Genomic DNA, 26,783 nt, shown 5'->3' with positions numbered 1-26,783 from the left:
GGCCTGGACACTACGGGCTGCATTACATCATAGAGATGGAGGGAACTACTCGACATGAACATCATTAATTTCGCGCATCGCGGCGCATCCGCAGCCGCCCCGGAGAACACAATGGCGGCCTTCCGCAAGGGTCTGGAGCTTGGTGCAACCGGCATTGAGACCGACGTACAAATGACCAGTGACGGAGCAGTGGTAGTGATCCATGATGAGAGTCTTAACCGCACCACTTCAGGCAGCGGTTATGTGAAGGATAAGACGCTACGTGAAGTACTGGAGGTAGATGCAGGCTCCTGGTTTAGCCCTGAGTTCGCAGGAGAACGGATTCCGACACTGGACGAGCTGCTGGATCTGCTGCAGGGCCGGGAGACGATTCTTAATATCGAGCTGAAGAACGGGACCTTCCTCTATCCCGGCATGGAAGAGAAGGTCATCGCCGCTGTAAGGGAGCAGGGCATGAGTGAGCGGGTGGTGATCTCCAGCTTCAACCATTATTCCCTGGCATACTGCAAGTCGCTGGCACCGGAGATCCGTACGGGTATTCTCTACGGAGAGGGGCTGTACCGTCCTTGGAATTACGCAGCCACCTTGCAGGCAGATGCGCTGCATGCCCATCATTCCTCGGTACTGCCGGAGTTCGTGAATGCCGCAGCGGAGAAAGGCATTGTCTATCATCCGTGGACGGTTAATGATCCCGAGCGGATGCAGGCATTAATCGATGCTGAGGTGGCGGGGATCATTACCGATCACCCTGATGTTCTGGCCGGGCTGCTGGCTGCCAGAGGCGTCTGACTGATATAACACGGCTGCGCTGTCCATATAGGATGGCGCAGCCGCTATTACAAGTGGAAACGGTACCGTCCATTTAAAGGACGGTACCGTTTCAGCGAGAAATAGAAGGATAATTTGTCGTGTGCAACATATAAATTCTTATATTTTGAAGAAAATCACCCTTGCGGGTGAATGAGATTACCTGCGTGCAGCAATGTAAGCTGTTTTCCGCCTGTTGAACGAAATATTTATTGCGCTCTTGAGCTGCTGATCAGCTTCACGGAAGGAATACGGCTCTCCTGCTTGTATACGGCATAACGCCCGCTGCCCAGCTGCTTGGCACTGTACATAGCCGAATCCGCCTCCTGAAGCAGCTGCTTCGGGTCAATTCGGCCCTGGCTAATCGTCACGCCTACACTGGCGGACACGAATAATTCATGGCTCTCCAGCTTATAGGTCCGGGTGATGCGCTCCAGAACCTTAAGAGCAAGCTGCTCTGACTCCTTACGGCTGCAGCGTTTGGCGATAATGACGAATTCATCTCCGCCCACCCGGAAAATATGCCGCTTGCCTTTGCAGGTAAATTGCTGCAGGCTGGTTCCTACGGCCTCCAGTAAAAGATCCCCTGTATGATGGCCGAGGGTATCGTTAATCGATTTGAACCGGTTCAGGTCGAGATATAATACCGACAGCTGCTCGCTCAATTTGCAGTGATCCCAGAAATGATCCATTCCGTTCTTGTTCAGCAGGCCGGTGAGCGTATCCCGGTATGCCAACTCCTTGAGCTGGTCACGCTCCCCAAGGATCATGCGCACCCGCAGGAACAGATATAGTATACCGGCAAGTGTCAGCATGTACAGGAACAAAGAGATCAGCAGGCTTCTGCCTTCTGTAGTGAAGCCGGTTAAGGCTCTTCTGCCCAGCAGATGCATTCCGCCAAGCCCGGCACTAATTACCAGCACCACAAGACTCGAGCGGACCGCCCGGGTTCTTTGCGGTTGTCTGGAGAAATCCCTTGTCAATCTGAGCGTGCTATATACGGTCAGGACCCCTATAAGTATGGATAGAATCGTCAGCATATAATTGCGGGCCTCTTCCACTAGTCTTACGCCCTCCTTCAGCCTATCAATGAATTGTTGGTTTTATCGCTTTCAAGCGCTACTGTACAGGATCCGACTGAACATATTCTGAACAACTCCCGCAGGGGATGCTGGACATTAATACCCCCACCGGATCAGCACTAAGCATATTATCGGCAGGACCGGCGCTTTATTGTAATGAAATGCTCGGAAATATCCCGTCCTATCCGTCCATATGCTTCGCGCTGTTGTACAATTCACAGCTCCAGCTGTCATTCTCTTTGACCAGGCAGGTGATAGAGGTGTTCTTCAGCAGCACGCTCACATCCAGGGAAGGCACAAGTCCGGCCAGCGTACTCCGCAGAATAGCCCCGTGGCTGACTACCAGCACATTGCTGCCGGGATGGCGGGCAGCAAGCTCTTCAATCGCCCGGACTCCCCGCTTACGGGCCAGCTCCGTACTCTCCAGCTTCAGATCCATCGTCTTCCACTGGCTGCCGAAGCGCTCGATCCGCTCACTCTCTGTGGTTCCTTCAATTAATCCGCCGTTCATCTCCCGGATGTCCGGAAGGAGACCGGCCAGCGGGATGCCCAGCCTCCCGGCGATGGTCTCCGCCGTCTGTCTGGCCCGCTGCAAATCGCTTGAATAGATATAGTCCCACGCTTCACCGCTTAGCCGCTCCGCAAGCACGCCGGCCTGCCGGAAGCCTTCCTCGTCCAGAGGATTATCCGTGTGGCCCTGTACCCGGCCCTCCTGATTCCAGCGTGTGCTGCCGTGCCGGATTAAGCCTATTCTTGTCATGATCGCTACCACCCTTATATGCAGATATTCTAATGTGATCCCATTATAAACTAACCCGCTGCTGGATGCATGCTCCATTGACGGTAACGGGAGTCGATTATATGATGGTAGCTCAAGTGCTGCATTCTGGGGCCTGTTCCAGAATCATCCTAACCTGCAGATCAACCTGCTATAACCCAAAGGAGATTTTGTGTATCATGAAAAAAATGCTCACCCTCTTTACCGCTTTCTGTCTGCTGGCTGTCCTTCTTCCAGCCATGCAAACCGGTGCCGCTGCGGCGCCGCAGGCCAAGCTTGCCGTATATGTGGACAAGGAGAATCACTCCTTCATCCCGCTCCGCTTCCTGAACGGCTTCGCCGGTATCCAGTCTGTGCTTACCGCTTCCGGCGGCCAGATTCAGATGTCACGCGGCGAGAATTCCATTACCTTCACTCCAGGCAAGCCCGGGGCTTCCGTCAACGGCAAGCCCGTTACCTCCAGTGTGCGGCCCTTCAGTGAGAACGGGACTACCTACGTCCCCTTATCTCTTGTAAGCCAGACACTTGGCATACAGCTCCAGTGGAACAAGGAGGCCGGGTCGCTTACACTGACAAGCGGGGCTGAAACAGGCACCGCTGAGACAGCCACCCTGCCTGTACAGAACGGCAGCCTGATCAAGAGCGGCTCGCCCGCTGTAGTCAGCGGACATCATACCTACAAGGTCGGCGGCCGCTCCTTCAGCGTCCAGACAGTCACGGTCTCCCTGCTGCATCCTTCAGTGAAGCTGGATGCCGTTCTGGCCGGGAATACCGTCGGCAAGACGGAAGCCCTTGCCAGCATCGCCAAGCGCAGCAATGCCGCCGCAGCGATCAACGGCACATTCTTCGCCGCCTATACTGACGGCGCCTTCAAGGCTCCTTACGGCTACATCATCAGCGGCGGCAAGATGCTGAAGAACAGCCCCGGGGACAAACGGGCAGTATTCGCTTACGACCGCAATATGCTGGCTGAGCTGATTCCGGGCAGTGAATTCAAAGCCCGCTTCGATGCCGGCTCCGTTCACGGCGCGCTTCAGGCTGGACCACGGCTGCTGGTCAACGGGAAGGTCGCGCTGAATGTGGCAGCCGAGGGCTTCCGGGACCCCAAAATCCTGACCGGCGGAGGCTCCCGCAGCGCGCTGGGCATCACCCGCGACCATAAGCTGATTCTGCTGACCTCCGGCGGGGCAACCATCCCCCAGCTGGCGGAAATTATGAAGCAGGCCGGAGCCTACCAGGCAATGAACCTCGATGGCGGTGCCTCCAGCGGCCTGTACTATAACGGCAAGTACTTGACGACTCCGGGACGCCTGATCAGCAATGCGCTGGTCGTCCAGACTAAATAATGTACCCAGCTTAGAGTTCAAATCTAAAGTGTGTTTATAAAACTGCCTTTATGGAATGCTGAGAAGCTGCCATTCCTAAGGGCAGTTTCTTTTTTTGGATTCCAGCGGCTCCTCAAGCGGGCTCAGTTCAGTCTGTAATCAGGCAGAATAAGGAATCCGCCAGCGGGGGATAATACAGGGAGCACATCCAGATTTCAGCATAAAGGAGCCCCCCGAGATGCCTCAGCAAACGAAGAAGAGCCGCCAGACTACCAATGATCCTGTAGAAACCTCCGTGCCTGCACCGCTTCCGCTGAAGCTCTCCCTTGAGGAGAATTTGCAGGAGTTCAGCCGCCGGATCGGCAGCAGCTCCGATATTGTCATCCGCCATTATAAGAGTGAAGCCAAGCCTCCACTTACCCTTGCCTTCATTTATATTGACGGTCTGGTCAACGCCGATACCGTCAATCAGGCGGTCCTCCAGTCCTTAATGGAGAACAGCACGCTGAACGGAGATCAGATGACCACAGAAGCTGCCTTCGATCTGATAAAGGAGCACATTCTGCCGGTTGGGGGAGTGAAGGAGGCCCGGACCCTGGAGGTGCTGCTGCCCCTGCTCTTTGACGGCTATACCCTGATTCTGTTCGAGGGGCTTCAGGTCGCACTGGCCGCCGACACCTCCGGCTGGGAGAAAAGAAGCATTAATGAGCCGACCTCCCAGGGGGTTATCCGCGGGCCCAAGGAAGGCTTCACCGAGAGCCTGCGTACCGGGACCTCCATGCTGCGCCGCCGCCTGAAAACTGCTGATCTGCGGATTGAGGAATATACCGTCGGCCAGCGTACCGGGACCGGAATTGCCCTCGTCTATCTGAAGGGCCTCGCCAGTGAACAGGTGCTGACCGAAATCCGCCGCCGGCTGAACGCCATCAATACCGATGCCATTCTGGAGAGCAATTATATTGAAGAATTCATACAGGACGGCGGACTGACGCCTTTTCCCACCATTCAGAACACCGAACGTCCCGACGCCATGGCCGGGGGCATTCTGGAAGGCCAGGTGGGGATTGTCATTGACGGCACTCCCTTTGCGCTGCTGGCCCCGTCCACCTTCTTCAACTTTTTTCAATCCAGCGAGGATTACTACCAGCGGTATGATATTTCCTCCTTTCTGCGGCTGATCCGCTACGGTGCGTTCTTCGTCTCTATGCTGCTGCCTGCACTTTATATTGCCGTTACTACCTTTCACCAGGAGATGCTGCCGACCACGCTGCTGATCAGTCTGGCTGCCCAGCGGGAAGGCGTTCCGCTCCCCGCCTTCGCAGAGGCACTGCTGATGGAGCTGACCTTCGACGTCCTGCGTGAAGCGGGGGTACGTATGCCCCGCACCATCGGGCCGGCTATTTCTATCGTCGGTGCGCTGGTGCTGGGGCAGGCTGCCGTTCAGGCCGGGCTGGTCTCGGCGGCAATGGTCATTGTAGTTTCTTTTACCGCCATCTCGAACTTCGTAATTCCGTCACTGGCCATCGCCAACTCCATCCGGCTGATCCGCTTCGTGATGATGTTCATCGCTGCCTCGCTCGGCCTGTTCGGCATTATGTCCTTCCTGATGGTGCTGCTGATTCATATGGCAGGCCTGCGCTCCTTCGGGGTTCCCTATCTGTCTCCGGTAGCGCCGATGATACCCCGTTATCTGAAGGATATCTTCATCCGCGTTCCGCTGTGGAGCATGAATATGCGTCCCAAGACCAATCTGGGCAAGGAGACCCGCAGACAAGCCCCTAACCAGAAGCCGCAGCCCGTTGAAAATGCCGCTAATCCATCACCGGCACAGCCCAAGCCGCAGGGAGAGGGTCCAGCATGAATGGAAAAATCGGCACCACCCAGGCCGTCATGCTTGTCGTCAATACCATACTGCCGACAGCTACCGTCGTGCTTCCTATCATTATCAGCTCCTATGCAGAGCAGGACGCTCCGCTAGCGATTATCCTGTCTACCGTGGCGGGGCTGCTTATAGCGTGGATTGTCGGGACGGTAATTCAGAGCAGCAACGGTGCTCCTTTTCTGGAGTGGGTCGGGGAGAAAAGCTCTCCGGTAGTGTCCGTGATTCTCGGTCTGCTGATGCTCCAGTTCTACCTGGACACCACGGCAACCATTCTGCGTGAATTCGTTAATTTCCTTAAAGACAACGTCCTGATCAATACTCCGATCACGGTGCTCGTCATTCTGATTCTTTTCATCACCATCTATATGGTAAGGCAGGGCATTGAAGCTATCGCCAGAGTGAACAGTCTGGTTATTCTGCTCTATCTGTTCTTCGTACCGCTGTATCTGCTAGGGCTGTACAACGACCTGAACGTGCATCATCTGCTGCCTATGTTCGACCATAGTCTGGCTGAGATCACCCTGGCGAGCCTGACACCGACTGCATGGATGTCTGAAGTGGCGGTGCTGCTGTTCCTGGCCCCTTATCTGCAATATCCGCAGAGAGCCAAGATTATCGGCTGGACAGGCCTGCTGTTCGTTGCAATCCTGATGATGTTCATTCTGATCACCGCCCTGATGGTATTCGGCCCGGAATTCATTAAGCTGAGTGCCTACCCCGGCTTCGCTACCATCAGCATCCTCCGGATCGGCCGGTTCATAGAGAAGCTGGATATTCTCTTCATCTCTTACTGGGTGCTGTCGATCTATCTGAAATTTGCGATCTTCCTGTTCGTGACAGTGGAGTGCTTCAAGCAGACGTTCCGGGTCAGCAGCAGCCGGCCCTTCATTGGAGCTCTAGGTCTGATTATTGCCCTGGAATGCCTGTTCTCCTGGCAAAGCTCAGCCAAGCTGAACAACTACAATCAGGAAGGCCGGTTCGTGGTCTTCTGCCTGTTCAACGTGCTGGTTCCGCTGGGCGCGGTCTTGCTGAATAAGGTGCCGAAGTCGCGCTCCAAGCGGAAAGGATGGGACACATGAACAAACCGGGCACCCTGCTGCGCCTCCTGCTCTGCCTCCCGCTTCTATCCGTTCTGCTCTCCGGCTGCTGGGATGACCGGGAGCTTAACGAACTGGGCATTACCTCCGGCTCAGCCTATGACTGGGAGGACAATCAGTGGAAGGCCACGTACCAGGTCATCAATCCTTCCTCCGGCGCAAGCGGGATGGGCGGCAGCGGAGGAGGCAGCACAAGCTCGCCGCCATTCCTCACCTTCACCGTCAAGGGGCGGACGATCATGGAAGCCATTGAACGAACGAATCTGACCAGTACGCGGGAGATGTTCTTCTCCCACTCCAGAATCACCGTCATCGGCGAGAGCCTGGCCAGACACGGGATCAATCAGCTGATTGATATGTTCCTGCGCAAGCAGGATGCCAGAGAAACGGTATTTGTATTCATCTCCCAGGGAGATGCCGGGATGATTCTGGATCAGCTGATGCAAATGACCAAGAATCAGGGCGCCGGCATCCAGCTTATGATCGAACAGGAATCAAGGCTCTTGTCCTACTATCCGGGAACCCGGCTGTATGAGCTGGCGATGGCGCTGTCCTCCGAGTCCAAAAGCGCGGTGTTGCCGGAGATACTGTTAACCGGCTCCCGGACGATGGATGAGACCAGTGAGACAGCGGTAACAGATCTGCCCTCACGGCTGGCGCTGGGAAGGCTGGGCGTCATTAAAGGAGACACGTTCGCGGGCTGGCTTAGCCAGAAGCAGGCGTTCGGGCTTTCTTTTCTGACCGATAACGTTGATTCTGCCACCATTGCCTTCCCCTCCCGGCCGGGGGCAAGCGACAAGCTGGATGCTTCATTCATCCTGCAGAATTCGTCCACCACCGTCCACCCTGTCTGGGACAAGGATCATTATGTGATGGAGGTTAACGTCAAGGGCAGCGGTGTGCTGACGGAGCTTGGCAGTGTCATGGACCTGAACGACCGCAAGGCGATCAGTGAAATGGAGGCCTCGCTGGAGCAGCGGGTGCTGGAGCTAATGAATAACGCCTGGGCGGAGGTCAAGCAGCTGGGGGCAGACGTCACCGGATTTGCTGTGAGAGTGCACCGGAGCGATCCGAAGCGCTGGAAGCAGATTGAGAAGGAGAAGAGCTGGGACAGCGTCTTTCAGGAGATTGAGATCCGCCCGCAGGTCTCTATCGAGATAGAACGGACCGGACTCAGTAATAAATCATTCAAGTCTGTTCAGCAGAAGTAAAGGAGCATATCTATGAAAATAGCTATTACTCTTCTACTCTATGCGCTGGCTTACGGGTGGGGGTGGACGAAGCTACGCGGAGAAGAGCGCCGCCGGAGACGGCTCTTACTTGGCTGCATTATGGGGTACGGGGCGTATCTTAATCTATGCGGAATTACCAATACCCCTCATGTATCGCTGGGCAGCCTGTATACGGCGTTCTTCCAGCCTGTCGGCAGAGCCATTATCTATTGGTTAGGAGGCTAAAGATGAAATCATGGTGAACAAAGAACAGGTCTCTTCCCTGCAGATTGCGTTCATGATTATGCTGTTTGAAATCGGCAGCACGCCGCTGTTCCTGCTTGGGGGCACCGCCAAGCAGGATTCCTGGCTGGCGATGTGTGCAGGTTCAGCGGCGGGCTTCGCCCTGCTCCTTGTGCTGATGTGGATTCAGCACCGGTCTCCGGGCACAGATCTGATCGGAATGCTCAAGGCTCATTTCGGCACAGCTCCAGGGGCGTTCATCGGCGCGGTCTACAGCCTGTATTTCGCCTATCAGTCCATGCGCAATGTCCGCGACCTCGGCGAGCTGACGGCGATGACCATGCTGCCGAGAACCCCAATGGCCATTACGATGCTGGTGTTCGTGCTGCTGGCCCTATATGCGATCTGGAAGGGGGCGGAGGTTGTCTTCAGGCTGCCTGAGGTGCTGCTGCCGGTCATGCTGTTCTTCTATTTCCTGCTCGTTCTGATGCTGAGCATCATGGGGGCGATTGATTTGGGCCGCCTGGCACCTGTGATGGAGGGCGGGGTAATGCCGGTTCTGCAAGCGGCGCTGCCGGAGATCGTCTCGTTTCCTTTCGGGCAGATGATTGTTTTTCTGATGCTGTGGACGCTATGGGAGAAGCCCGGTGTGCCTGTAAAATACACCGTGAACGCCTATCTGCTCATCAGCGCATTCCTGATCTTCATGAACGCGCTGAATGTGGCCGTCCTCGGCCCGGCGATCGCGGGAGTGAGCCAGCTGCCTTTTCTCAAAACCGTCCGGGTGCTGTCCAATCTCAAATTTGTCGAGCGGCTTGATATTCTGGTCACGATCCAGCTCTTCCTGGGGCTGCTGATCAAGATGATGCTCTTCTACTTCTGTTCCGTAAAAGCTCTTGCAGAGCTGACCGGCAAACCGGCGAAATGGTGGGTCTTCCCTGTGGGGGCAGTCATCTACGGCTCCTCATTCCTGGAGCGGGATTACACCCAGCATATCGCCGTCGGCCTGGGGCCGAGCCTGAAGCTTGACCCGATCTTCCAGATCGCCATTCCGCTGCTGCTGGCCCTGTCGATCTGGGTGCGGGGCCGGTTACAGCGTTCAGCTTGAAGCAGAGTGCTCCGGCTGCTGGTCGAACTTCAGATTCTGCGGCCCGGACGGAAGGTTCTCCGCACCTGTAGAGCCATCCGTTACGGGAACATCCTTGCCTACTTCCTCGAATTCACATTCCCCCAGCCATATCTGTCCGCTTCCGCTCAGCAGAATTCCGATATTGATCACATCGGCTTCGGACGGAATATCCATGACGCAAGCATAGTGGTTCCATTCCGTGGTTCCTTGTATGCTCCGGTTCTGCATGTTGTCAAATGCCAGCATATTCTGCTTATTATCATCCACTCTCATCCACAGGCCGCTCCAGCCGGTGACCTCCTCCGTTCTAACGAACCCCGAGAAGCGCATCCGTCTCCCCCGATATTCTCTTGCCTGAAACTGCTGCATCAAGGTTCCAAAACCATTGTCGTCCTGCTTAGCTTCCCCGCTGGAACGAAGATGCATGGAGGGACTTGTCTTATAGCAGACGCGGGGATCAATCTCGACCTTATATTTCTCCTGGTGGGTACCTGTAATATACCAGCCTGTAATCTCTGACATTGTATATACCTCTCTTTCTTGAATCAATAGTCTCACCTGCGATCTGTACTGCGCAGGCGGCAAATCATAGATTTCCTTGAAGGCTCTTGTAAAAGCCTCCTGGCTCTCAAAGCCGTACTGCAGCGCAATCTCAAGAATTCGTGTCTCGGAATACAGCAGGAGATTGGCTGCTTGACTGAGACGGCGGGCCCGGATATATTCATGGACATTTTTGTTCACGTATTTGCGAAAAATCCGGTGAAAATGATATTTGGATAACCCTGCTGCCTTAGCCACCTTCTCCAAATCCAAATCCTCTTCCAAATGCTGCTCAATAAATTCGATGCTCTTGTGAATCAACTGATAGTGCATGACTCTCACCCCCTCCACAACTCAAAGTATATAGCAGACACCGGAAATACTTTTGATAAATCTTGCTGTATTTATCTTTCCCTAGGGAAACATTATTGTTGCAAGGACAAATTTATTTACGTATACTAATCTTGTGGCAGGATGCAATATTCTGTGCCCTGCACAATATACTATACAAGTGCATATTTCATACTTAAGGATAACTATAACTATTCATTCATTATTCATACGAAAGTGGGAGAGCTTATGGCTGGATCCGTAATTCCATTGTCTGAAGCTACGAACGGCAGCACGCTGCGGATCAGCGGCATCGAGGTCCAGGGCGTGCTGCGGAGAAGACTGCTTGATCTCGGATTTGTCGCCGGGAATAGTGTAGAAGTGCTGCGGCGCAGTCCGCTTGGAGACCCTACGGCTTACCGGATCAGCAATACTACCATTGCCCTGCGCCGGGAAGAGAGTTCCCTCATTTATGGCGAATTGATTGGAGGCGGAGAAGGATGAGCGAATATACCGTTGCTTTTGCAGGCAATCCCAATACGGGCAAAAGCACGCTGTTCAACCTGCTGACCGGGATGCGCCAGCATACCGGCAACTGGGCCGGCAAAACCGTAGTCACCGCCGAAGGGCGGTTCACCCACAAGGAGCATACTTACCGGGCCGTTGACCTTCCCGGCACCTATTCGCTCTACTCCAATTCCGCCGATGAAGAAGCGGCCCGGGACTATATTATTTTCGAGGAGCCGGATGTCACGCTGGTGGTTCTGGATGCAACTTCGCTGGAGCGCAACCTCAATCTGGCCCTGCAGGTGCTGGAGATTACGGGACGCGCCGTGGTCTGCATCAACCTGATCGATGAAGCCAAGCGGCTGGGCATTGATATTAATCTGCAGCGGATTGCGGAGCGGCTCGGGGTGCCTGTCACGGCCATCTCAGCCCGCAACGGGATCGGTATTGAAGCGCTGCTGGATCAGATCGCACGCGTAGCGACCGGTGAATTCAAGGCTGAGCCGCTGAAGATCACCTACAACGATGAGATTGAGCGGGGCATTGCCGAGCTGATCCCGATGGTGGAACAGACGGTCGGCGCCAGATATCCGGCACGCTGGATTGCCCTGCGTCTGCTGGACGGTGACCACAGCCTGCTGGCTTCCCTCAAAGCCCATATGGGACGCAAGGGTATATCTGTAGCGAAGGAGGTGGCCCGCCATGGAGTCACCGCATGCCATTAACGGCCAAGACCCGCTTGATTCCCTGCTCGCTACTGCGAAGAAGCTGGCAGACAAAGGAGCGGTCCGTGACGAGATCGTCAGCGGAATCTACGGGGTATCGGCCGGAATCTGCAGCGATGCTGTTACCTATCACGACAAGAAGAAGCTGGGCAGCACCTACAAGCTGGATAATATCGTCACCTCAAAAATCTGGGGCTTCCCCATTATGCTGGCCGGCCTTGGCCTGGTATTCTGGATTACCATTGCCGGAGCCAACTACCCTTCCGGCTGGATTGCCTCCCTCTTCAGCTGGATCGAAGGCTATCTGACCGCCGGCTTCGAGGCTGTTCATGCCCCGGCCTGGCTGCACGGCGTTCTTGTGCTGGGGCTGTACCGAGGCACCTCATGGGTCATCAGCGTCATGCTGCCGCCTATGATGATTTTTTTCCCGGTGTTCGCGCTGCTGGAGAATTTCGGCTATCTGCCGCGTGTGGCTTTTAATATGGACCGCTTGTTCAAGAAATCCGGGGGGCATGGCAAACAGGCCTTGACGATGTCGATGGGCTTCGGCTGCAACGCTGCCGCGATTCTGTCCACCCGCATTATTGAATCGCCCCGTGAACGGATGCTGGCCATTCTGACCAACAACTTCGTCCCTTGCAACGGCCGCTGGCCTACGCTTATTCTGCTCTCCTCCATGTTCATGGTCGGGGCAGCAACCACCGGGGCACTGCGTACCTTCTCGACGGCGCTGGTGCTGATGGGCATCGTACTGGTCGGAATTATCGTCACCCTGAGCGTATCGTGGATCATGTCCAAAACCGCGCTGCGCGGTGTGCCTACCCACTACACCCTGGAGCTGCCGCCCTACCGCCGCCCGCAGATCTGGAAGACCATTGTCCGCTCCTCCAAAGAAAAGTCCCTCAATGTGCTGACCCGCGCCATCATCGTGGCCGCTCCGGCAGGGATCATCACCTGGATTCTCGGCAATGTATTTGTCGGCGGTGAGAGTGTGCTGAATCATATGGCTGCGTTCTTCGATCCGTTCGCGCAGCTGCTCGGCATGGACGGCTTCATTATTATGGCCTTCATCCTCGGCCTGCCCGCCAATGAAATTGTGCTGCCTATCCTGCTGATGGGCTACATGTCCTCCGGGGCCATGGTCGATATCGAAGGTCTCGGCAGCATTAAGGACATCTTCCTGAGCCACGGCTGGACCTGGCTGACGGCGCTGAATATGATGCTCTTCTCCCTGCTCCACTATCCTTGCGGCACCACACTCGTGAACATCTACAAGGAGACCAAAAGCCTGAAATGGGCCGTGCTCTCCGCTGTAATCCCGCTCGCTATCGCTATCGGCGTAACCTTCGCGGTGGCTTCGGCAGCCCGGCTGTTCGGCTGGGTGTAAATCATTCGGAGCACTATTCCCCCGGACGGGCGGATAGTGCTTTTTTTGCGCTCTGGGCGCATCCTTCGCGGCGGGGGTCACCGCCGTGCCAAATGTGGTCGGTTTTTCGATTACATTGGGACCACACGCCACCGCCAGGCCGAATGTGATCGGTTTTTCGACTACATTCGGACCACGCGCCACCGCCAGGCTAAATGTGATCGGTTTTTCGACTACATTCGGACCACACGCCACCGCCAGGCCGAATGTGGTCGGTTTTTCGACTACATTTGGGTCGCGCGCCACCGCCACGCTAAATGTGATCGGTTTTTCGATTACATTCGGACCACACGCCACCGCCACTCCAAATGTGATCGGTTTTTCGATTACATTCGGACCACACGCCACCGCCACGCCAAATGTGGTCGGTTTTTCGATTACATTCGGACCACACGCCGCCGTCAGGCCGAATGTGATCGGTTTTTCGATTACATTCGGACCACACGCCTCCGCCAGGCCCAATGTGTTCAGTTTTCCGACTACATTCGGACCATACGCCACCGCCGTGCCAAATGTGATCGGTTTTTCGATTACATTTGGCCCGTACAACCCCGTGGTTACGGGCGTTAACGGGGAAATAGGTGCACCTGTTCCTCTGCTATTTGACTCTCCCTCTCACTACATGTTAGGGTGATTTGGAAGCTACTATTTTCCGGGAGGGATTGTTCATGACAGCAGTGAAGCTCAGTATTGATTATGATGCATTTGAAGAAGGCAAGCGGATGGAGACGGAGATTGAACGCTTAAGCGGAAGTCTTGAAGCCGCCGGCCTGACCAGCCTTACGATTGGCGACTGGGGTCAAGCCTACGAGAACACCTCGGAGGAAGCCGTCCAGGCCCTGGTGAAGCACAGCGCCAGCTTCCCGGCACTGCGTAAGCTGTTCATCGGGGATATGAGCTATGAGGAATGTGAAATTTCGTGGATTAACCAGACCGATCTCTCGCCGCTGCTGTCCGCTTATCCTGAGCTGCAATCCCTGACTGCACAAGGCGGTACCGATCTGCGTCTGAGCCAACTGCAGCATGACAAGCTCGAAGAACTCATTATTATTACCGGCGGACTCAGTAAGGCCGTGCTGGCGGACATTGCCGCCTCCCGCCTGCCGAATCTGCGCAAGCTGGAATTATACCTTGGTGTAGACAATTACGGCTTCGACGGCGGACTGGAGGATCTCCTGCCGCTGATCGAGCCTGGAAAGTTCCCTAAGCTTACCTATCTCGGACTCAAAAACAGTGAGATTCAGGACGAAATTGCCGCAGCCCTGGCGGATGCGCCGATTCTGGACCAGCTCCATACCCTGGACATGTCACTGGGAACGCTTAGCGATACCGGCGCTGAGGCGCTGCTCGCCAGCGAACGGGTCAAGGGACTGAAGCAGCTCAACCTGAGCCATCACTACATGTCTGACGAGATGATGCTGCGCCTGAAGAACAGCGGATTGCCGGTGGATGTCAGCGACCAGCAGCAGGCCGATGACGATGATGACTGGCGTTATCCGTCGATCACAGAATAATGCAGCCCGCCGCACCGCTGATTGTCTTCTGCCAGCCGGGCGACCGGCGCTCAGCCGGTATTCAGCAGGCGCGTTCGCGCCTCGGGATGCCCCCGGCGCTCCTGATTCCCTATGCCGGGCTGCTGGAGAACCAGCCGCTGGCTGATCTGCTGGAGCAGGCTGTGCAGCAGCAGGCAGCCGGACTGCCGGAACAGGTGAGCCGGCTGCTCCGTAGCGCAATGCTGGAACCGCCAGCGCTGAACGGGAGGCCGGTTCCGGCACAGCCGGCTACAACGGACCGCCGGAGCGGCGGGCAACCCGCCCAGGGGTCCGCAGCGGAAGCGCAGCGCCTGCTGCCGGATTCTCCGAGCGGCAGCTTCAGCGGGCACGCTGCATCGGCATCCGCAGCGTCCCCGCCACTGCTGCGGCTGGAGTCCCCCGGCGGCAGCTTCGCGCTGGAGCGGGCGCTTATCGCGCTGGGCGCACCGGATGCGCCGGACCCGGACGACTCGCTGCACCCGTTCGGGCAGCAGCCGGACCTGAGGCCGCTCAGCTTCAAAGCGGCCTCAGCCCTGAAGGACATGCCTGGCGTGCTGCATCACCCGTCCCAGTGGTTCCGCGGCTACTGCCGCCTGCTGGCGCGGCTCCGGCAGGAGGCCGGGCAGCTCCTGCCCGCCTCCCGCTGGACCAACGATCCGGCGGAGATCGCTGCCATGACGGACAAGCGCCGGACCCAGCAGATTCTCGCGGAGTCCGGCGTCCCTGTTCCCCGGCCGCTTCGCGGCAGCGGCGGACAAGTCCCCGTGGATTACGCATCCCTGCGTGAGCTGATGCTGTCGCAGCGGATGCACCGCGTGTTCATCAAGCTGGCCAGCGGCTCCGCTGCTTCCGGCGTGATTGCTTATCAGCTGAACCCGGCAACAGGAGCTGAGTCGGCGGTTACCACCATCGGAGTCGAGAGCTATATCACCCGTCCCCCGGTGTATTATAATTCCGGCAAGCTGCAGCGTTATACCGATTCTGCCCGCCTTGCCGGAATCATTAACTGGCTCTACCGCCACGGCGCCTATGCCGAGCAGTGGATTCCGAAGCCCGGCAAGGACGGACATTCCTTCGACATCCGCCAGCTGGTTGTCGCTGGTGAAGCCTGCCATGCAGTCGCCAGAGTCAGCACCACACCGATTACGAATCTGCATCTGCGCAGCCGGCGGATGACTCCGGCGGAAGCCGGGCTGAGCGAGGCGCAGCAGGCAGAAGTACGCCGGACAGCGGAGGCTTCGCTGGCCGCTTTTCCGCGCTGCTCTATCGCGGGCATCGATGTGCTGGCGGGAAGCTCCGGGCGGATGTATACAGCGGATGTGAATCCTTTTGGCGACTTGTTGTACGATGTTGAATACCAAGGCTGCAGCACCTACGAATGGGAAATGAAGCAGCTGTCTTAGGAGGAATCCGGCCCCATGACCGATATGAATACCATCGTCGGCACCCACGATATCTTAATGATCACACTCGATACTCTGCGTTACGATGCGGCTGTGCTGGAGGAGGCGAATTGCCCCAATCTGTGCGGCAGCGGCTCCTGGGAGAAGCGGCATACCCCCGGCAGCTTCACGTATGCGGCCCATCACGCTTTCTTTGGCGGCTTCCTGCCCACTCCGGCGAACACAAATAAGGCTGAGCATGTGCGGCTGTTCCATTCCAGGAATACCGGGCTGAAGACCCACCCCCATACCTGGCTGTTCGATACACCGGATATGGTGTCGGGGCTGGCAGCGGCGGGTTATCAGACGGTGTGTATCGGGGGCGTAATCTTTTTCAGCAAAAAAGTGCCCCTCGCCCGCGTCCTCCCCGGTTATTTCCAGCAGAGCTACTGGCGGATGACCTTCGGGGTCACGAACCCGCGCTCGACGGAGCATCAGGTGAACCATGCGCTCAAGCTGCTCGGCAACACCCCGCAGGACCAGCGGCTGTTCCTGTTCATGAATGTCTCGGCGATCCATGGCCCGAACCATATGTTCCTGCCGGGTGCGCGCAAGGATTCGGTGGACAGCCAGCGCGCAGCGCTGCGTTATGCCGACGGGGAGCTGGGGCGTCTGTTCGATGCGTTCCGTAAGCGGGGCAATCCGGTGTTCTGTCTGGCTTTTTCCGATCACGGTACGGCTTACGGAGAGGACGGCTACCAAGGCCACCGGCTGGCGCATGACACGGTATGGAATGTTCCGTACCGGGAATTTATTTTATAAGCATTGAACTGAAATTCGATCCCGCACAAGGAAGGAGAACGTATGACGTCCATCCGGCAATCTCTTCATCATATGAACCAAGACGGACACCCTCCCTTCTCCGCTGGGGAGCTTCAGCAATGGACGGAGCAGATCACAGCCCATCCCTACCGCAATTATCTCTATTCCTATCCGCACAAAACTGCTTACCGCGAGCTTGATCCGCCTGTTTCGTTAGAGGAGCTGTGGCGGGATGAGCCTGCGGAGAGTTTGTTCTTATATATGCATATTCCGTTCTGCGGCGCGCGCTGCGGCTTCTGCAATCTGTTCACGCTGCCTGATAAAAGAGCGAATGTGCACGCCGAATACGTTGACGCACTGGAGCGGCAGGCGAGGGAATGGGCGGTCTTCACCAAGCACAAGCCTTATGCGCGCTTCGCGATCGGCGGCGGAACGCCCAGCCTTCTGGCTCCCGCACAGCTGAACCGGCTGTTCAGGATTGCAACGGATATCATGGGGGTTGATCTTAGAACCACCTCTATCTCCGTGGAGACCTCACCCGAAACGCTGACAGAGGAGAAGCTGACGATTCTGAAGGAGCATACCGTGGACCGCGTCAGTATGGGCATCCAGAGCTTCGTAGCCGACGAGTCGGCTGCGATCTACCGCCCGCAGGACCCCGAGGTGGTCTACCGTGCGCTGGAGCTGCTGGGGCAGTTTGATTTTCCTATCCTCAATCTGGACTTGATCTACGGACTCCCGGGGCAGACGGTGGACTCCTGGCTCTATTCGCTGAACCAGGCGCTGCTGCATGAACCGGAGGAAATCTTCCTCTATCCGCTCTACACCCGTGAGCATACGATTGTGAAACCGGGCGACCTGGTGAACCAGCTGGATATCCGCCACGAATGCTATGAAGCAGCACGTGCAGTACTGGCAGAGCGTGGCTACCGGCAATTCTCGATGCGCAGATTCGCCAAGGAGGATGCCGGGACCGGCAAGAATATTCTCGACTACAGCTGCCAGGAGGAAGGGATGGTCGGCCTCGGCTGCGGCGCGCGTTCCTATACCCGGAATGTTCATTATGCCTCCCGCTATGGCGTCAGCCGCAAGGCCACGGAGAGCATCATTGCGGATTATGTTGCAGCAGAGCGTTATGATACAGCCGATTATGGCATCGTGCTTAGCCTCGCCGAACAGAAACGGCGGTTCATTCTAAAAGCCATCCTGCACAGCGAAGGACTGACGATTGCCGACTATAACCAGCGGTTCGGGACTAAGCTATGGGAGGATCACCCTGAGCTTGGCCTCTTGGTACAGAGCGGGTTCGCCACGGATGATGAGGGCATTCTGCGGCTGACTCCAGATGGGCTGGGCTACTCCGATTCCATCGGTGACTGGTTCATCTCCGGTGAGATCCGCGAGCAGATGCAGGAGTTCATCCTGCCATGAAGGCAGTCCTCTACTACCGGGGCTCCCTCTCCTCCTGTAACTATGACTGTCCGTACTGCCCCTTCGGCAAAACCAAAGACAGCGCCGCCACCCTCGCCAAAGACCGCGCCGGTCTTGAGACCTTTGTCCGCTGGGTAGCGGAGCAGGGGACCGCAGGCCATCGCCTGTCTATCTTTTTCAATCCGTATGGCGAAGGCTTGACGCACCGCTGGTACCGGGAGGCGCTTGTTACGCTCTCCAATCTGGAGCATGTGGACAAGGTCGCCATCCAGACCAATCTGTCCGCCCGGCTTGATTTCACTGCTGAACTGAACCCGGCCAAGGCAGCCTTCTGGGCAACCTATCATCCGGGTCAGGTCAGTGAGGAGCGGTTCCTGGCGCAGTGCATGAGTGTATACGCCCGGGGGATTCCTTTTAGCGTAGGCAGTGTGGGGGTTCATAGTGCCTTCCCGGCTATCGCCTCGCTGCGTGCGGCCCTGCCGGAGGACGTCTATCTGTGGGTGAATGCCTACAAGGACAAGCGGGATTATTATACAGCGGAGGATATAAGCTTCCTGAGCGGGATAGACCCGCATTTCCAGATTAATGCGATGGACTACGACAGCCTCGGCGCCAGCTGTAATGCCGGAAGCAGCGTATTCTACGTGCAGGGCCCCGGCCTGGTGAAGCGCTGCTACAAGGACCGTGCGGTCATCGGCAACCTCTACCGCGACGGACTGGAAGGGCTGGCGGCCCAGCGTAGCTGCCGCATGAAGGTCTGCGACTGCTACATCGGCTATATTCATATGCCGGAGCTGGGCCTGGAGCAGATCTACGGCTCCGGCCTGCTGGAGCGGATTCCTTACGGCGCAGGGAGGACAGAGTAATGACTACTGGTAAGCTACAAGCACACAAGCCCTCTGCCGGATTAACGATATGGCTTACAGGTCTGTCCGGGGCGGGCAAGTCTACGCTTGCCGCGCTGCTCACAGACCGGCTCCGGGAGCAGGGCCAGGCAGTGGAATGGCTGGACGGCGATGAACTGCGGCGCAGCCTGGGCCGTGGACTCGGCTTCAGCCGCGAGGACCGGTTCGAGAACATCCGCCGGGCGGTCTACCTCGCCGGGATGCTGAACCGGCATGGCGTGATTACCGTGGTCTCGGTAATCAGTCCTTATGCTGAGATGCGCAGCTATGCCCGGCAGGAATTGCCGGGCTTCGTCGAGGTCTATGTGGACTGCCCGCTTCCCGTCTGCGAAGCGCGGGATGTCAAAGGGCTGTACGCCAAGGCCCGCTCCGGTGAGCTCCCGGCCTTCACCGGGATCTCCGATCCTTATGAAGCCCCGGCTGACCCGGAGCTGACGCTGCACACAGCGGAGCACAGACCGGAGCAGTGCATGGAAGAGCTGATCAGCTGGCTCACAGAGCATCGGCTTTATCGGCTCTGATGGAATAGGAGCATAACGAATAAGGAGGGGCATTAATGCCCCTCCTTTGTTTATTTAGCGCGAGTCTGCTGCATTCAGGTGCACTGGTGCACCTCCTTCGCTCGTTTCGCGTGCGTATGCTGAATTCAGGTGCACTAATGCTCCTCATTCGCTCCTTTTGCCCGCATCCGGGGAATTCAAGCGCACTAATGCTCCTCATTCGCTCGTTTCGCGCGCGTATGCTGAATTCAGGTGCACTAATGCTCCTCATTCGCTCCTTTTGCCCGCATCCGGGGAATTCAAGCGCACTAGTGCACCTCATTTGCTCGTTTAGCGCGCATCTGCTGCATTCAGGTGCACTAATGCTCCTCATTCGCTCCTTTCGCGCGCATCCGCTGCATTCAGGTGCACTAATGCTCCTCATTCGCTCCTTTCGCCCGAGTCCGCTGCATTCAGGTGCACTAGTGCACCCCATTCGCTCCTTTCGCCCGAGTCCGCTGCATTCAGGGGCACTAGTGCACCCTATTCGCTCGTTTAGTGCGCATCCGGCATATTCAGGTGTACTTCTGCCCTTCCTATGCTCATCGCGGGCCCGCGTTCGCTTCATTCAGGAGTTACTGCAAGTACTCCGGATTATTTGCGCGAGTTAGATTGGCGGCTCAGGAGAATCACTGCGGCGGCTCCAAGGACTACTATACCGATACCTGCTCCAGCGTATGGCAGCCAAGGTGCCGATGTGGTTTTAGGCTCGTATGTTGAGTTATTTTCAGTAACAGGAGGATTATCTGATGTTGGATGGTTACCAGAGGCCGCCCCTTGATCATCAGCGATTCCGGGCGGCTCCGTGGGCGAGCCCCCTGACATTCCAGCGCCTAGCTCATTCAGGTCCTCCTCGGCACCAGAGAACAATGCGGTCCGGCTGCACAAGCTGGCTGTAAGCTTAGTTGTTCCTCCCTCACCCGCTGTTTCCTCTCCGCCTGCATACACGATGTAGCGTTCCCCCTTGGTGAACTCGAAGCCGCAGCTCGCCCCCGACGATGCCGTAGTTACAGTAACCTTCTCCCCCAATTCACCCTTCCAGCGGGAACCTACTTGAAAGGTTACTGACACCGGGTCCATACTGGACTGCATCGGCTTAACTTCCTCTTTAATCGAAACTACTGTTCCTTCAAAAACAGCTGCACTCTGCTCCATTGCTTCCAGCGGTGAAGGAGACACTACACAAGAACAGGCATAGGTTACCTGCGGGCGCACAGTCAGCAGCGTCATGAAGACAATCAGCGTACAGAGAGTCATCAGACAGGCGCCCCGCATTTTCCTTCTCGTTACCATCAATATCACGCTCCTCATAACCCTCAGACGGAAATTTCCAGAGAAAGGTTACACACGCCCGCCATCTATTCCCCCGCCTCAATCTCCCGCGCAATGGCGGTGAGCCGCTGCATTCCCTCGCGCAGCAAGGCTTCACTGGCGAACGAGTAGCTGAGACGCAGCCAGGACTTCATCTCCCCCAGCGGATCGCAGAGCTCACCGGGAACGAAGGAGATGGATTGCTCCAGGCAACGGGCCAGCAGCTTAGCTACCGGAATACTGTCCGGCAGCTTGACCCACAGATTAAGCCCGCCTTGCGGAGTTGTCCATTCCCAGCCGGTGGCCGTGAGCTCCTCCTCCATAATCTCCTTGTGCACCTGAAGGGCAATCCGCAGCTTGCCGAGATGCTGCTGTAAGCGCGGCGAGGTATAATAATGCAGAAAAATCTTCTGATTCAGCAGAGGCGTCCCGTTATCCGCCAAGGACTTGGCGGCGATCAGCCGCTCCATAAACGGATAACGGCAGGCCACCGCACAGATCCGTAGGCCGGGGGCCACATATTTGCTGTAGCTGCTAATATACATCACCCAGCCCTCCGTATCATAGGCGAAGAACGGCGGGGGCGGCTCTTCCCCAAAGTACATGTCACGGAACGGATCATCCTCCACGAGCAGGCAGCGGTAGCGCTCCGCAAGCTCCACCAGCAGCTTGCGCTGCTTCGCCGGAATTGTATACCCCGTCGGGTTATGATGGGTCGGGTTGATGTAGAACATCCGCGGCTTATTCTTACGCATCAGCTCCTCCACCGCCGCCAGGTCATAGCCCTGCGGCGAGATATCCACAGCTACCAGCCGCGCTCCTGCCCGCCGAAAAATATCCAGCGCCACACTATAAGTAGGCCGCTCCACCAGCACAGCATCCATCGGACCAAGCATGATCCCGGCAATCAGATTGATGGCCTGTTGTGCGCCTGAAGTAATCAGCAGCTCGCGGGCCGACAGCTGGAGCCTATACCGCTCCTCGAAATGGCTGCTCAGCGTAACACGCAGCTCTTCATCCCCTTCCACGGTGGAGTAGGTGCCCATGACCTTCGGGTAGAGATCGAATACTTTTTTGACATAATCGGACAGGAACAGGTTCGGCAGCAGGCCCGGATCAATCAACGCTTGGGAGAACTGGTACGTGACCGGCAGCCGCTGAATATCGGACATCGGGCTCCTGACCATATATCCAGGCACTGCCGAGCCTTCGTCCGGCGGAGGGTTCAGCCTGCTGCCCGGGGCCACATAATAACCGGATTTGTCTTTGACATACAGCTTGCCGCTCTCGGTCAGCGCCCGGTAGGCCTTGAACACGGTCAGCCGGTGAACCCCCAGCTCCTCCGCCAGCAGCCGGATCGAAGGCAGTTTATCATCGGCCCTCCACTCCCCCCGCTCCATCCGGTTCAGCATGAACTCATAGACTTGGCGGAATAAGGGATTATTCTGCCCGGCACCCGCTATTTTTTTCATCAACCTGCCGCCTTTCTGCAACATGTACCGGGGTCGCCCCCGTTCCAATTCTCAATATTCACTCGACACAGCTCCCTCTGACGCTTGCCGACTTCTACATATCCGCGCACGCCCAGCCGCTAACTTCTCTTTGCCCTTATTGTACAGCATTCCCTCCCGCAACTGTTCTACTATCTCCAATCTGTTCTGTGCCTATGAGGCTATGATTAACTGAAATCTTGTAAGAGGGTGGCACATCACCACCGCAAAGGGGAACTGAACCATGATTCTGTTAGCTTATTCACTTGTCTGTCTGATCTTCGGCACTACCTTCCTGGCCATCAAAATCGGCGTAGACGCCGGAGCGCCGCCCTTCTTCTCTGCGGGTCTGCGTTTTTTCGTGGCGGGTGCGGTGCTGTTCCTGTTCATGGTTCTTAGAGGCAAAGCCCGCTTCTCCCTGCTGCTGCGCAAGGAAATGCTGCTCACAGGAGCAGCCCTTACCTTCGGCACCTTCGCCGCGCTCTACTGGGCGGAACAATATGTATCCTCCGGGCTTGCTGCCGTATTATCAGCCACCGGACCGATGATGATTCTGCTGATGCAGACGGTTTTCCTGCGCCAAAAAGCTCCCGCCTACTCCCTGCTCGGCTGTATCATCGGGTTCACCGGAGTCCTGCTGCTGGTGCTGCCCAGCCTGGCGGCTGACGTTACCCCGCTCTGGCTGATCGGCTGTGTGGTGGTGCTGATTGGGGAACTCTGCTACGCGGCGGGGGCGATCTATTCCAAAAAAGTAACCATCACCTTCTCCGCCGAGTCCCCCGTCGCTCTGAACGCTGCCCAGATGATGTACGGCGGGGCGCTGCTGTTCATCATCTCCCTGTTCACTGAGCCGCTGCACCCGTCCTTCCTGTTGTCATTTAAAACCGCAGGTTCCCTGCTCTACCTGACCGTTGTCGGCTCCATGGTCGGACATACGCTGTTCTATTGGCTCGTCTCCAAGACGAATCCGGTTTTTCCGTCCACCTGGCTGTACATCTCGCCGCCGATTGCCGTTGGGGTAGGCTTCCTGTTCTATAACGAAGCAGTCACCTGGGTAACGCTGCTTGGCGTGTTCACGATTATATTCGGAACCATCCTTGTGAATGCCGGCGCACTAAAGCAGTTGTTCTTCAAGCCTAAACCGGTAATGCCCGTTCTTCCAAAAGCAAGCGTTGAACCCCTGGTTTAGGAGTAACTGCTGCGCTTCTCCCCAAACACAAACAGCCTGTACCCCGACCTAAAGGGATAAAGGCTGTTCTGTTATCTTTACGGGCTTCACGCCAACGGGCGTCTATAGCTTCTCTTCTGAGCTGAAATACAAATTCAGCGGCAATTCTTTATCGCTATCGAGGCTATTTGCCATTCTATAGGTGATGAACAACTTGTCATCACCCTCGCCGTGCGTCCAGGATTCTTCTACTGCTCCAGTCAGCGGCTTCAATGGGAAGGTCATCCCGTCAATCGACTGGAGTGATTCCTCTACTTTGTCAGCCTCTGCCTCATCTCCTGGTTTGTATTGGTTCAGGAAAGCACGTACCAGCTCTCTCGCATCCTCATACCCGCTGTCCGATCTGGGAAGAACCGTCCCGATCCGGTAACCGGTGATCTTACCGTTTGTGACATCTGCCGTCATCTGCTGGACGAATTCCTTTTGATTGACGGTCAGTTTTTCGTCCAGCATCAGTGTACCTAAGGTTGTGTCGTACACTTGTGCAGCATCCTTCATCCCCAGGACAGCAAGCCCTTCTTCAAGCGGCTGCTTGAATACAGCCCGGTGCTTCTCAACCTGTGAGAACAACTCAGCGTATTTAGGCCTATCCTTGCTGCATCCACTGGTCACTAGCATCAGAACGAATAATCCGCCCATGAACAGGACAAATGATTTCCGCACAAGTAAACACCTCCTTTTCATCCGTTTTCCAGATAAATTTCACCTATACAATATATACCCTATTCCTGCCCCACTCCCCTTTCCCTTAACATATCCACGCAAAAAGGGCTCCCCCTGAAGTCCGTCGGGACTTCGGGAAACCCTTCTTATTGACGCTTGGATGAGCCTCCCTAGATGGAAGCCCACTTGAAATCGCTACGGCCGGGGCCGTCTCAGCAATTCCTCACGGTCCTCCGCCCGTACTCCACCGGCACTGCCAGGCCGTGCCCCCTCGTGCCTGGCGGCTTCCTGTGCCAGCCGATCCTCCTCATCCTGGAGCCTGCGTTCCGCAGTATGATCCGGCATCTTGTCGATACCGTTACGCGTGCCGGAATACAGATCCCCTGTCATTCCCGGCCGCTTCATATCCTCCACTGCGCTTCGCTCCGGGAGGTCATGCTCCGTAGCCGAATTCATCGTATCCAGCCCCGTATCATGCCGGCCTTCCAGACCTGAGCCATTGAACGCCGCATCCACTGCGTCTGTCACGGAGTCCCGTGGAGCATTCATATCAGCAGCCGTATCCGCAGTACCGGCACTCCTCATATAGCGGTCAGCATTCGCCGAGTTATGGTTGCGGAATACAGTGTACACATCCTTTTCGCGCGCAATATCTGCATCCACCATAACCAGAATGCGGCCTTCGTCCACATAGTTGTCATAGCTGGCGGCTTCATCCTCCGGAATCCCCAGCCCGATCAGACCGCCGACCAGACCGCCCGTTCCTGCTCCTACGGCTACTCCTGTCAGGGTGGCTGCAATCGGCCCCGCTGCGATAATCGGCCCGATTCCCGGGATTGCCAGCGCACCGATGCCTGCCAGCAGTCCGGTCACACCGCCGAGTAGACCGCCTGTTGCTGCGCCCGTAGCCAAGCCCTCCGGCACCTTGGTCCCCGTCTCATCATTGATCGCTTCCACATCGCGTTTATTTCTTGCTATCACTGAGATATCCTCTGTCAGAAAGCCGTGCGCCTTCAAGTCTTCAATGGCCCGTGATGCTTCATGCTCGGTATGGAACACACCTACAATTTTCTTATTCATAACGATTCCCTCCTGGTAGCTGATTTAGGTTGTTAATGGTTTAACTCTCGCTTTACTTTCACATCCCTTACTTAACCAAACCCTTCTCCGCGAAACTGGTAACTTTCAATCTTAAGCCGGGTTCCGCAAAAAAATTTATGAAACAGGAATTTGCCCGCCGGACACATTTTCCACAAATTCAGTGGGTTGAGGTCAGCTTAGATTACACTGAATTCTCCGGTTCATGGCAGTTATTAATCCAAAAGAGACTATACTCTATGCTCAAAATGGAAGCCTGATTCCCAGCAGCACCAGCCAGTCTGCCTTCAGCCTCATACTCTCAGTCCCTCCCCTCCCCGGGCTGGGACTATTTGCGGTTGTCCGGTCCTCCTCCTTCTGAGGTATACTAGAGTTATATGTTCATTAGGAGTGCCATCATCCTTATAGGAAATGAGGCTGCAAGCATGACTGTATTCAAATATAACGCCCATCGGCCCCACCGGGCCAATCCTGACCTGTATCTGCATTACTGGGGCCAGGAGCAGTGCGCACCCGGTCATTCATTCGGACCCGGAGTACGCAACCTGTACAAAGTCCACTTCATTCACGCCGGAACCGGCAAGGTAACCGTCGGTGAAGCCACCCATACATTGAACGCAGGGCAGGCTTTCCTCACTTATCCGCATGTGGTAACACATTATGCCGCAGATCAGGATGATCCTTGGCTGTATTCCTGGATTGCTTTTACCGGGGAGGAGGCGGCCTATCTGTTGTCACGAACTTCGCTTACCCCGGAGCAGCCGGTGTTCCCGATGGATCAGGAGCTGATGCCCTCGCTGTCTGCCAGGTTATCTAAGACGGGGAGCAGCGGAGCGCTGCTGGACCTGCCGCTGAAGGTGATGCTCTATGAGTTCTTCGCCCTGCTGCTTCGCAAGGTCCCGGCTGCCGACAGCCCGGCTCCGCGCAGCAGAAGTGTCTATGTCGAGCAGTGCCTGCATTACCTTCAAGCCCACTACGCCGAGAATGTGACGATGGAGAGTCTGTCCGCTTCCCTGAAGCTGGACCGCAAATATATGTCGGCGCTGTTCAAGCGGACGGTCGGCTTGCCGCCGCAGCAATATCTGCTCCAATTCCGTATGTCCAAAGCCTGCGAGCTGCTGACAGAGACCGGCTGCACCATCGGGGAGATCTCGCAATCCGTGGGGTATCAGGATGCTTTGCTCTTTTCCCGGATGTTCAAGAAGGTGAAGGGCTGCTCGCCCAAAGAATACCGGCTCCGCCATGCAGATACGGACATTGTGCTATAAAAATCATCCTTGCTGACATACGATTGAAAGCG

The 26,783-nt window shown here is 56.4% G+C and carries 25 protein-coding genes and 1 pseudogene; 19 read left to right on the top strand and 7 right to left on the bottom strand.

What is annotated here, in order from left to right; all coding sequences use genetic code 11:
* The first annotated feature begins 54 nt into the window (after positions 1–54).
* The gene (locus tag MKX51_RS04100) at positions 55–789 is read left to right on the top strand and encodes a glycerophosphodiester phosphodiesterase (RefSeq protein ID WP_339254033.1); all 735 of its coding nucleotides are present in this window, start codon (positions 55–57) and stop codon (positions 787–789) included.
* A gap of 227 nt (positions 790–1,016) precedes the next feature.
* On the opposite strand, the gene MKX51_RS04095 is transcribed toward MKX51_RS04100, so the two are convergent.
* Both MKX51_RS04095 and MKX51_RS04090 read right to left on the bottom strand, forming a co-directional pair.
* Positions 1,017–1,868, bottom strand: a complete 852-nt coding sequence (locus MKX51_RS04095) for a GGDEF domain-containing protein (protein WP_340991296.1) — start codon at positions 1,866–1,868, stop codon at positions 1,017–1,019.
* 202 nt (positions 1,869–2,070) lie between these two features.
* A complete protein-coding gene (locus MKX51_RS04090; RefSeq protein ID WP_340991295.1) occupies positions 2,071–2,649 on the bottom strand; it encodes a histidine phosphatase family protein in 579 nt (192 codons plus the stop codon).
* 197 nt (positions 2,650–2,846) lie between these two features.
* On the opposite strand from MKX51_RS04090, the gene MKX51_RS04085 reads away from it, so the two are divergent.
* The 6 genes from MKX51_RS04085 (at position 2,847) to MKX51_RS04060 (ending at position 9,533) form a co-directional block, all read left to right on the top strand.
* Complete coding sequence (locus tag MKX51_RS04085) at positions 2,847–4,013, top strand: phosphodiester glycosidase family protein (RefSeq protein WP_340991294.1); 1,167 nt, start codon at positions 2,847–2,849, stop codon at positions 4,011–4,013.
* Positions 4,014–4,230: 217 nt separating this feature from the next.
* On the top strand, positions 4,231–5,853 hold the full coding sequence (locus MKX51_RS04080; protein ID WP_340943654.1) for a spore germination protein: 1,623 nt from the start codon (positions 4,231–4,233) through the stop codon (positions 5,851–5,853).
* Positions 5,850–6,953 carry a GerAB/ArcD/ProY family transporter gene (locus MKX51_RS04075; RefSeq protein ID WP_340991293.1) on the top strand — a complete coding sequence of 368 codons (1,104 nt, stop codon included), beginning with the start codon at positions 5,850–5,852 and terminating at the stop codon, positions 6,951–6,953. Before MKX51_RS04080 ends, MKX51_RS04075 begins: the two co-directional genes overlap by 4 nt.
* Entirely contained in the window at positions 6,950–8,182 is a 1,233-nt protein-coding gene (locus MKX51_RS04070) for a Ger(x)C family spore germination protein (protein ID WP_340943658.1), read from the top strand. Before MKX51_RS04075 ends, MKX51_RS04070 begins: the two co-directional genes overlap by 4 nt.
* 12 nt (positions 8,183–8,194) lie before the next feature.
* Positions 8,195–8,428, top strand: a complete 234-nt coding sequence (locus tag MKX51_RS04065) for a hypothetical protein (RefSeq protein ID WP_076079529.1) — start codon at positions 8,195–8,197, stop codon at positions 8,426–8,428.
* Positions 8,429–8,438: 10 nt separating this feature from the next.
* On the top strand, positions 8,439–9,533 hold the full coding sequence (locus MKX51_RS04060) for a GerAB/ArcD/ProY family transporter (RefSeq protein ID WP_340991292.1): 1,095 nt from the start codon (positions 8,439–8,441) through the stop codon (positions 9,531–9,533).
* Here the strand turns inward: MKX51_RS04060 and MKX51_RS04055 are convergent.
* Complete coding sequence (locus tag MKX51_RS04055; protein WP_340991291.1) at positions 9,525–10,427, bottom strand: helix-turn-helix transcriptional regulator; 903 nt, start codon at positions 10,425–10,427, stop codon at positions 9,525–9,527. The two genes, MKX51_RS04060 and MKX51_RS04055, sit on opposite strands and share 9 nt — an antisense overlap.
* A 246-nt stretch (positions 10,428–10,673) precedes the next feature.
* On the opposite strand from MKX51_RS04055, the gene MKX51_RS04050 reads away from it, so the two are divergent.
* From MKX51_RS04050 to cysC, 10 genes are all read left to right on the top strand, one after another.
* A complete protein-coding gene (locus tag MKX51_RS04050) occupies positions 10,674–10,928 on the top strand; it encodes a FeoA family protein (protein ID WP_340943667.1) in 255 nt (84 codons plus the stop codon).
* Positions 10,925–11,656: a FeoB small GTPase domain-containing protein gene (locus MKX51_RS04045; RefSeq protein WP_340991290.1), complete on the top strand. Its 732-nt coding sequence runs from the start codon at positions 10,925–10,927 to the stop codon at positions 11,654–11,656. The genes MKX51_RS04050 and MKX51_RS04045 overlap by 4 nt, the downstream gene beginning before the upstream one ends.
* Entirely contained in the window at positions 11,634–13,043 is a 1,410-nt protein-coding gene (locus MKX51_RS04040) for a nucleoside recognition domain-containing protein (protein WP_340991289.1), read from the top strand. The genes MKX51_RS04045 and MKX51_RS04040 overlap by 23 nt, the downstream gene beginning before the upstream one ends.
* An 85-nt stretch (positions 13,044–13,128) precedes the next feature.
* On the top strand, positions 13,129–13,716 hold the full coding sequence (locus MKX51_RS04035; protein ID WP_340991288.1) for a hypothetical protein: 588 nt from the start codon (positions 13,129–13,131) through the stop codon (positions 13,714–13,716).
* A 34-nt stretch (positions 13,717–13,750) separates the two neighbouring features.
* Positions 13,751–14,596: an STM4015 family protein gene (locus MKX51_RS04030; protein WP_340991287.1), complete on the top strand. Its 846-nt coding sequence runs from the start codon at positions 13,751–13,753 to the stop codon at positions 14,594–14,596.
* Entirely contained in the window at positions 14,596–16,017 is a 1,422-nt protein-coding gene (locus MKX51_RS04025; protein ID WP_340991285.1) for an STM4014 family protein, read from the top strand. Before MKX51_RS04030 ends, MKX51_RS04025 begins: the two co-directional genes overlap by 1 nt.
* Before the next feature lie 15 nt (positions 16,018–16,032).
* Entirely contained in the window at positions 16,033–16,818 is a 786-nt protein-coding gene (locus MKX51_RS04020; RefSeq protein WP_340991283.1) for an STM4013/SEN3800 family hydrolase, read from the top strand.
* 72 nt (positions 16,819–16,890) lie between these two features.
* Positions 16,891–18,249 (top strand): STM4012 family radical SAM protein, encoded by a 1,359-nt coding sequence (locus MKX51_RS04015; protein WP_340995495.1) that lies wholly within the window; start codon positions 16,891–16,893, stop codon positions 18,247–18,249.
* Positions 18,246–19,115 carry an STM4011 family radical SAM protein gene (locus tag MKX51_RS04010; RefSeq protein ID WP_340991282.1) on the top strand — a complete coding sequence of 290 codons (870 nt, stop codon included), beginning with the start codon at positions 18,246–18,248 and terminating at the stop codon, positions 19,113–19,115. The genes MKX51_RS04015 and MKX51_RS04010 overlap by 4 nt, the downstream gene beginning before the upstream one ends.
* The gene (gene cysC / locus MKX51_RS04005) at positions 19,115–19,675 is read left to right on the top strand and encodes an adenylyl-sulfate kinase (protein ID WP_340991281.1); all 561 of its coding nucleotides are present in this window, start codon (positions 19,115–19,117) and stop codon (positions 19,673–19,675) included. Before MKX51_RS04010 ends, cysC begins: the two co-directional genes overlap by 1 nt.
* A gap of 612 nt (positions 19,676–20,287) precedes the next feature.
* On the opposite strand, the gene MKX51_RS04000 is transcribed toward cysC, so the two are convergent.
* Positions 20,288–20,986, bottom strand: coding sequence for a hypothetical protein (locus tag MKX51_RS04000; RefSeq protein WP_340991280.1), 699 nt, complete (start codon positions 20,984–20,986; stop codon positions 20,288–20,290).
* Between the two features lie 65 nt (positions 20,987–21,051).
* Entirely contained in the window at positions 21,052–22,476 is a 1,425-nt protein-coding gene (locus tag MKX51_RS03995) for an aminotransferase-like domain-containing protein (RefSeq protein WP_340991278.1), read from the bottom strand.
* Positions 22,477–22,738: 262 nt separating this feature from the next.
* On the opposite strand from MKX51_RS03995, the gene MKX51_RS03990 reads away from it, so the two are divergent.
* Positions 22,739–23,683 (top strand): DMT family transporter, encoded by a 945-nt coding sequence (locus tag MKX51_RS03990; RefSeq protein ID WP_340991277.1) that lies wholly within the window; start codon positions 22,739–22,741, stop codon positions 23,681–23,683.
* Positions 23,684–23,785: 102 nt separating this feature from the next.
* Here the strand turns inward: MKX51_RS03990 and MKX51_RS03985 are convergent, their stop codons facing one another.
* Positions 23,786–24,385 (bottom strand): hypothetical protein, encoded by a 600-nt coding sequence (locus MKX51_RS03985; protein ID WP_340991276.1) that lies wholly within the window; start codon positions 24,383–24,385, stop codon positions 23,786–23,788.
* Positions 24,386–24,934: 549 nt separating this feature from the next.
* Positions 24,935–25,465, bottom strand: a pseudogene (locus tag MKX51_RS03980) (general stress protein); the annotation flags it as partial.
* 443 nt (positions 25,466–25,908) lie between these two features.
* Here MKX51_RS03980 and MKX51_RS03975 point away from each other — a divergent pair.
* Complete coding sequence (locus MKX51_RS03975) at positions 25,909–26,751, top strand: AraC family transcriptional regulator (RefSeq protein ID WP_340943698.1); 843 nt, start codon at positions 25,909–25,911, stop codon at positions 26,749–26,751.
* The last annotated feature ends 32 nt before the right edge of the window (positions 26,752–26,783 follow it).

Origin of the sequence: Paenibacillus sp. FSL M7-0420 (assembly GCF_038002345.1) — a bacterium.
Taxonomy (GTDB): Bacteria; Bacillota; Bacilli; order Paenibacillales; family Paenibacillaceae; genus Paenibacillus_AQ.
Note: the sequence above shows the minus strand (reverse complement) of the source record. Positions and strands in the feature narration are given on the sequence as shown.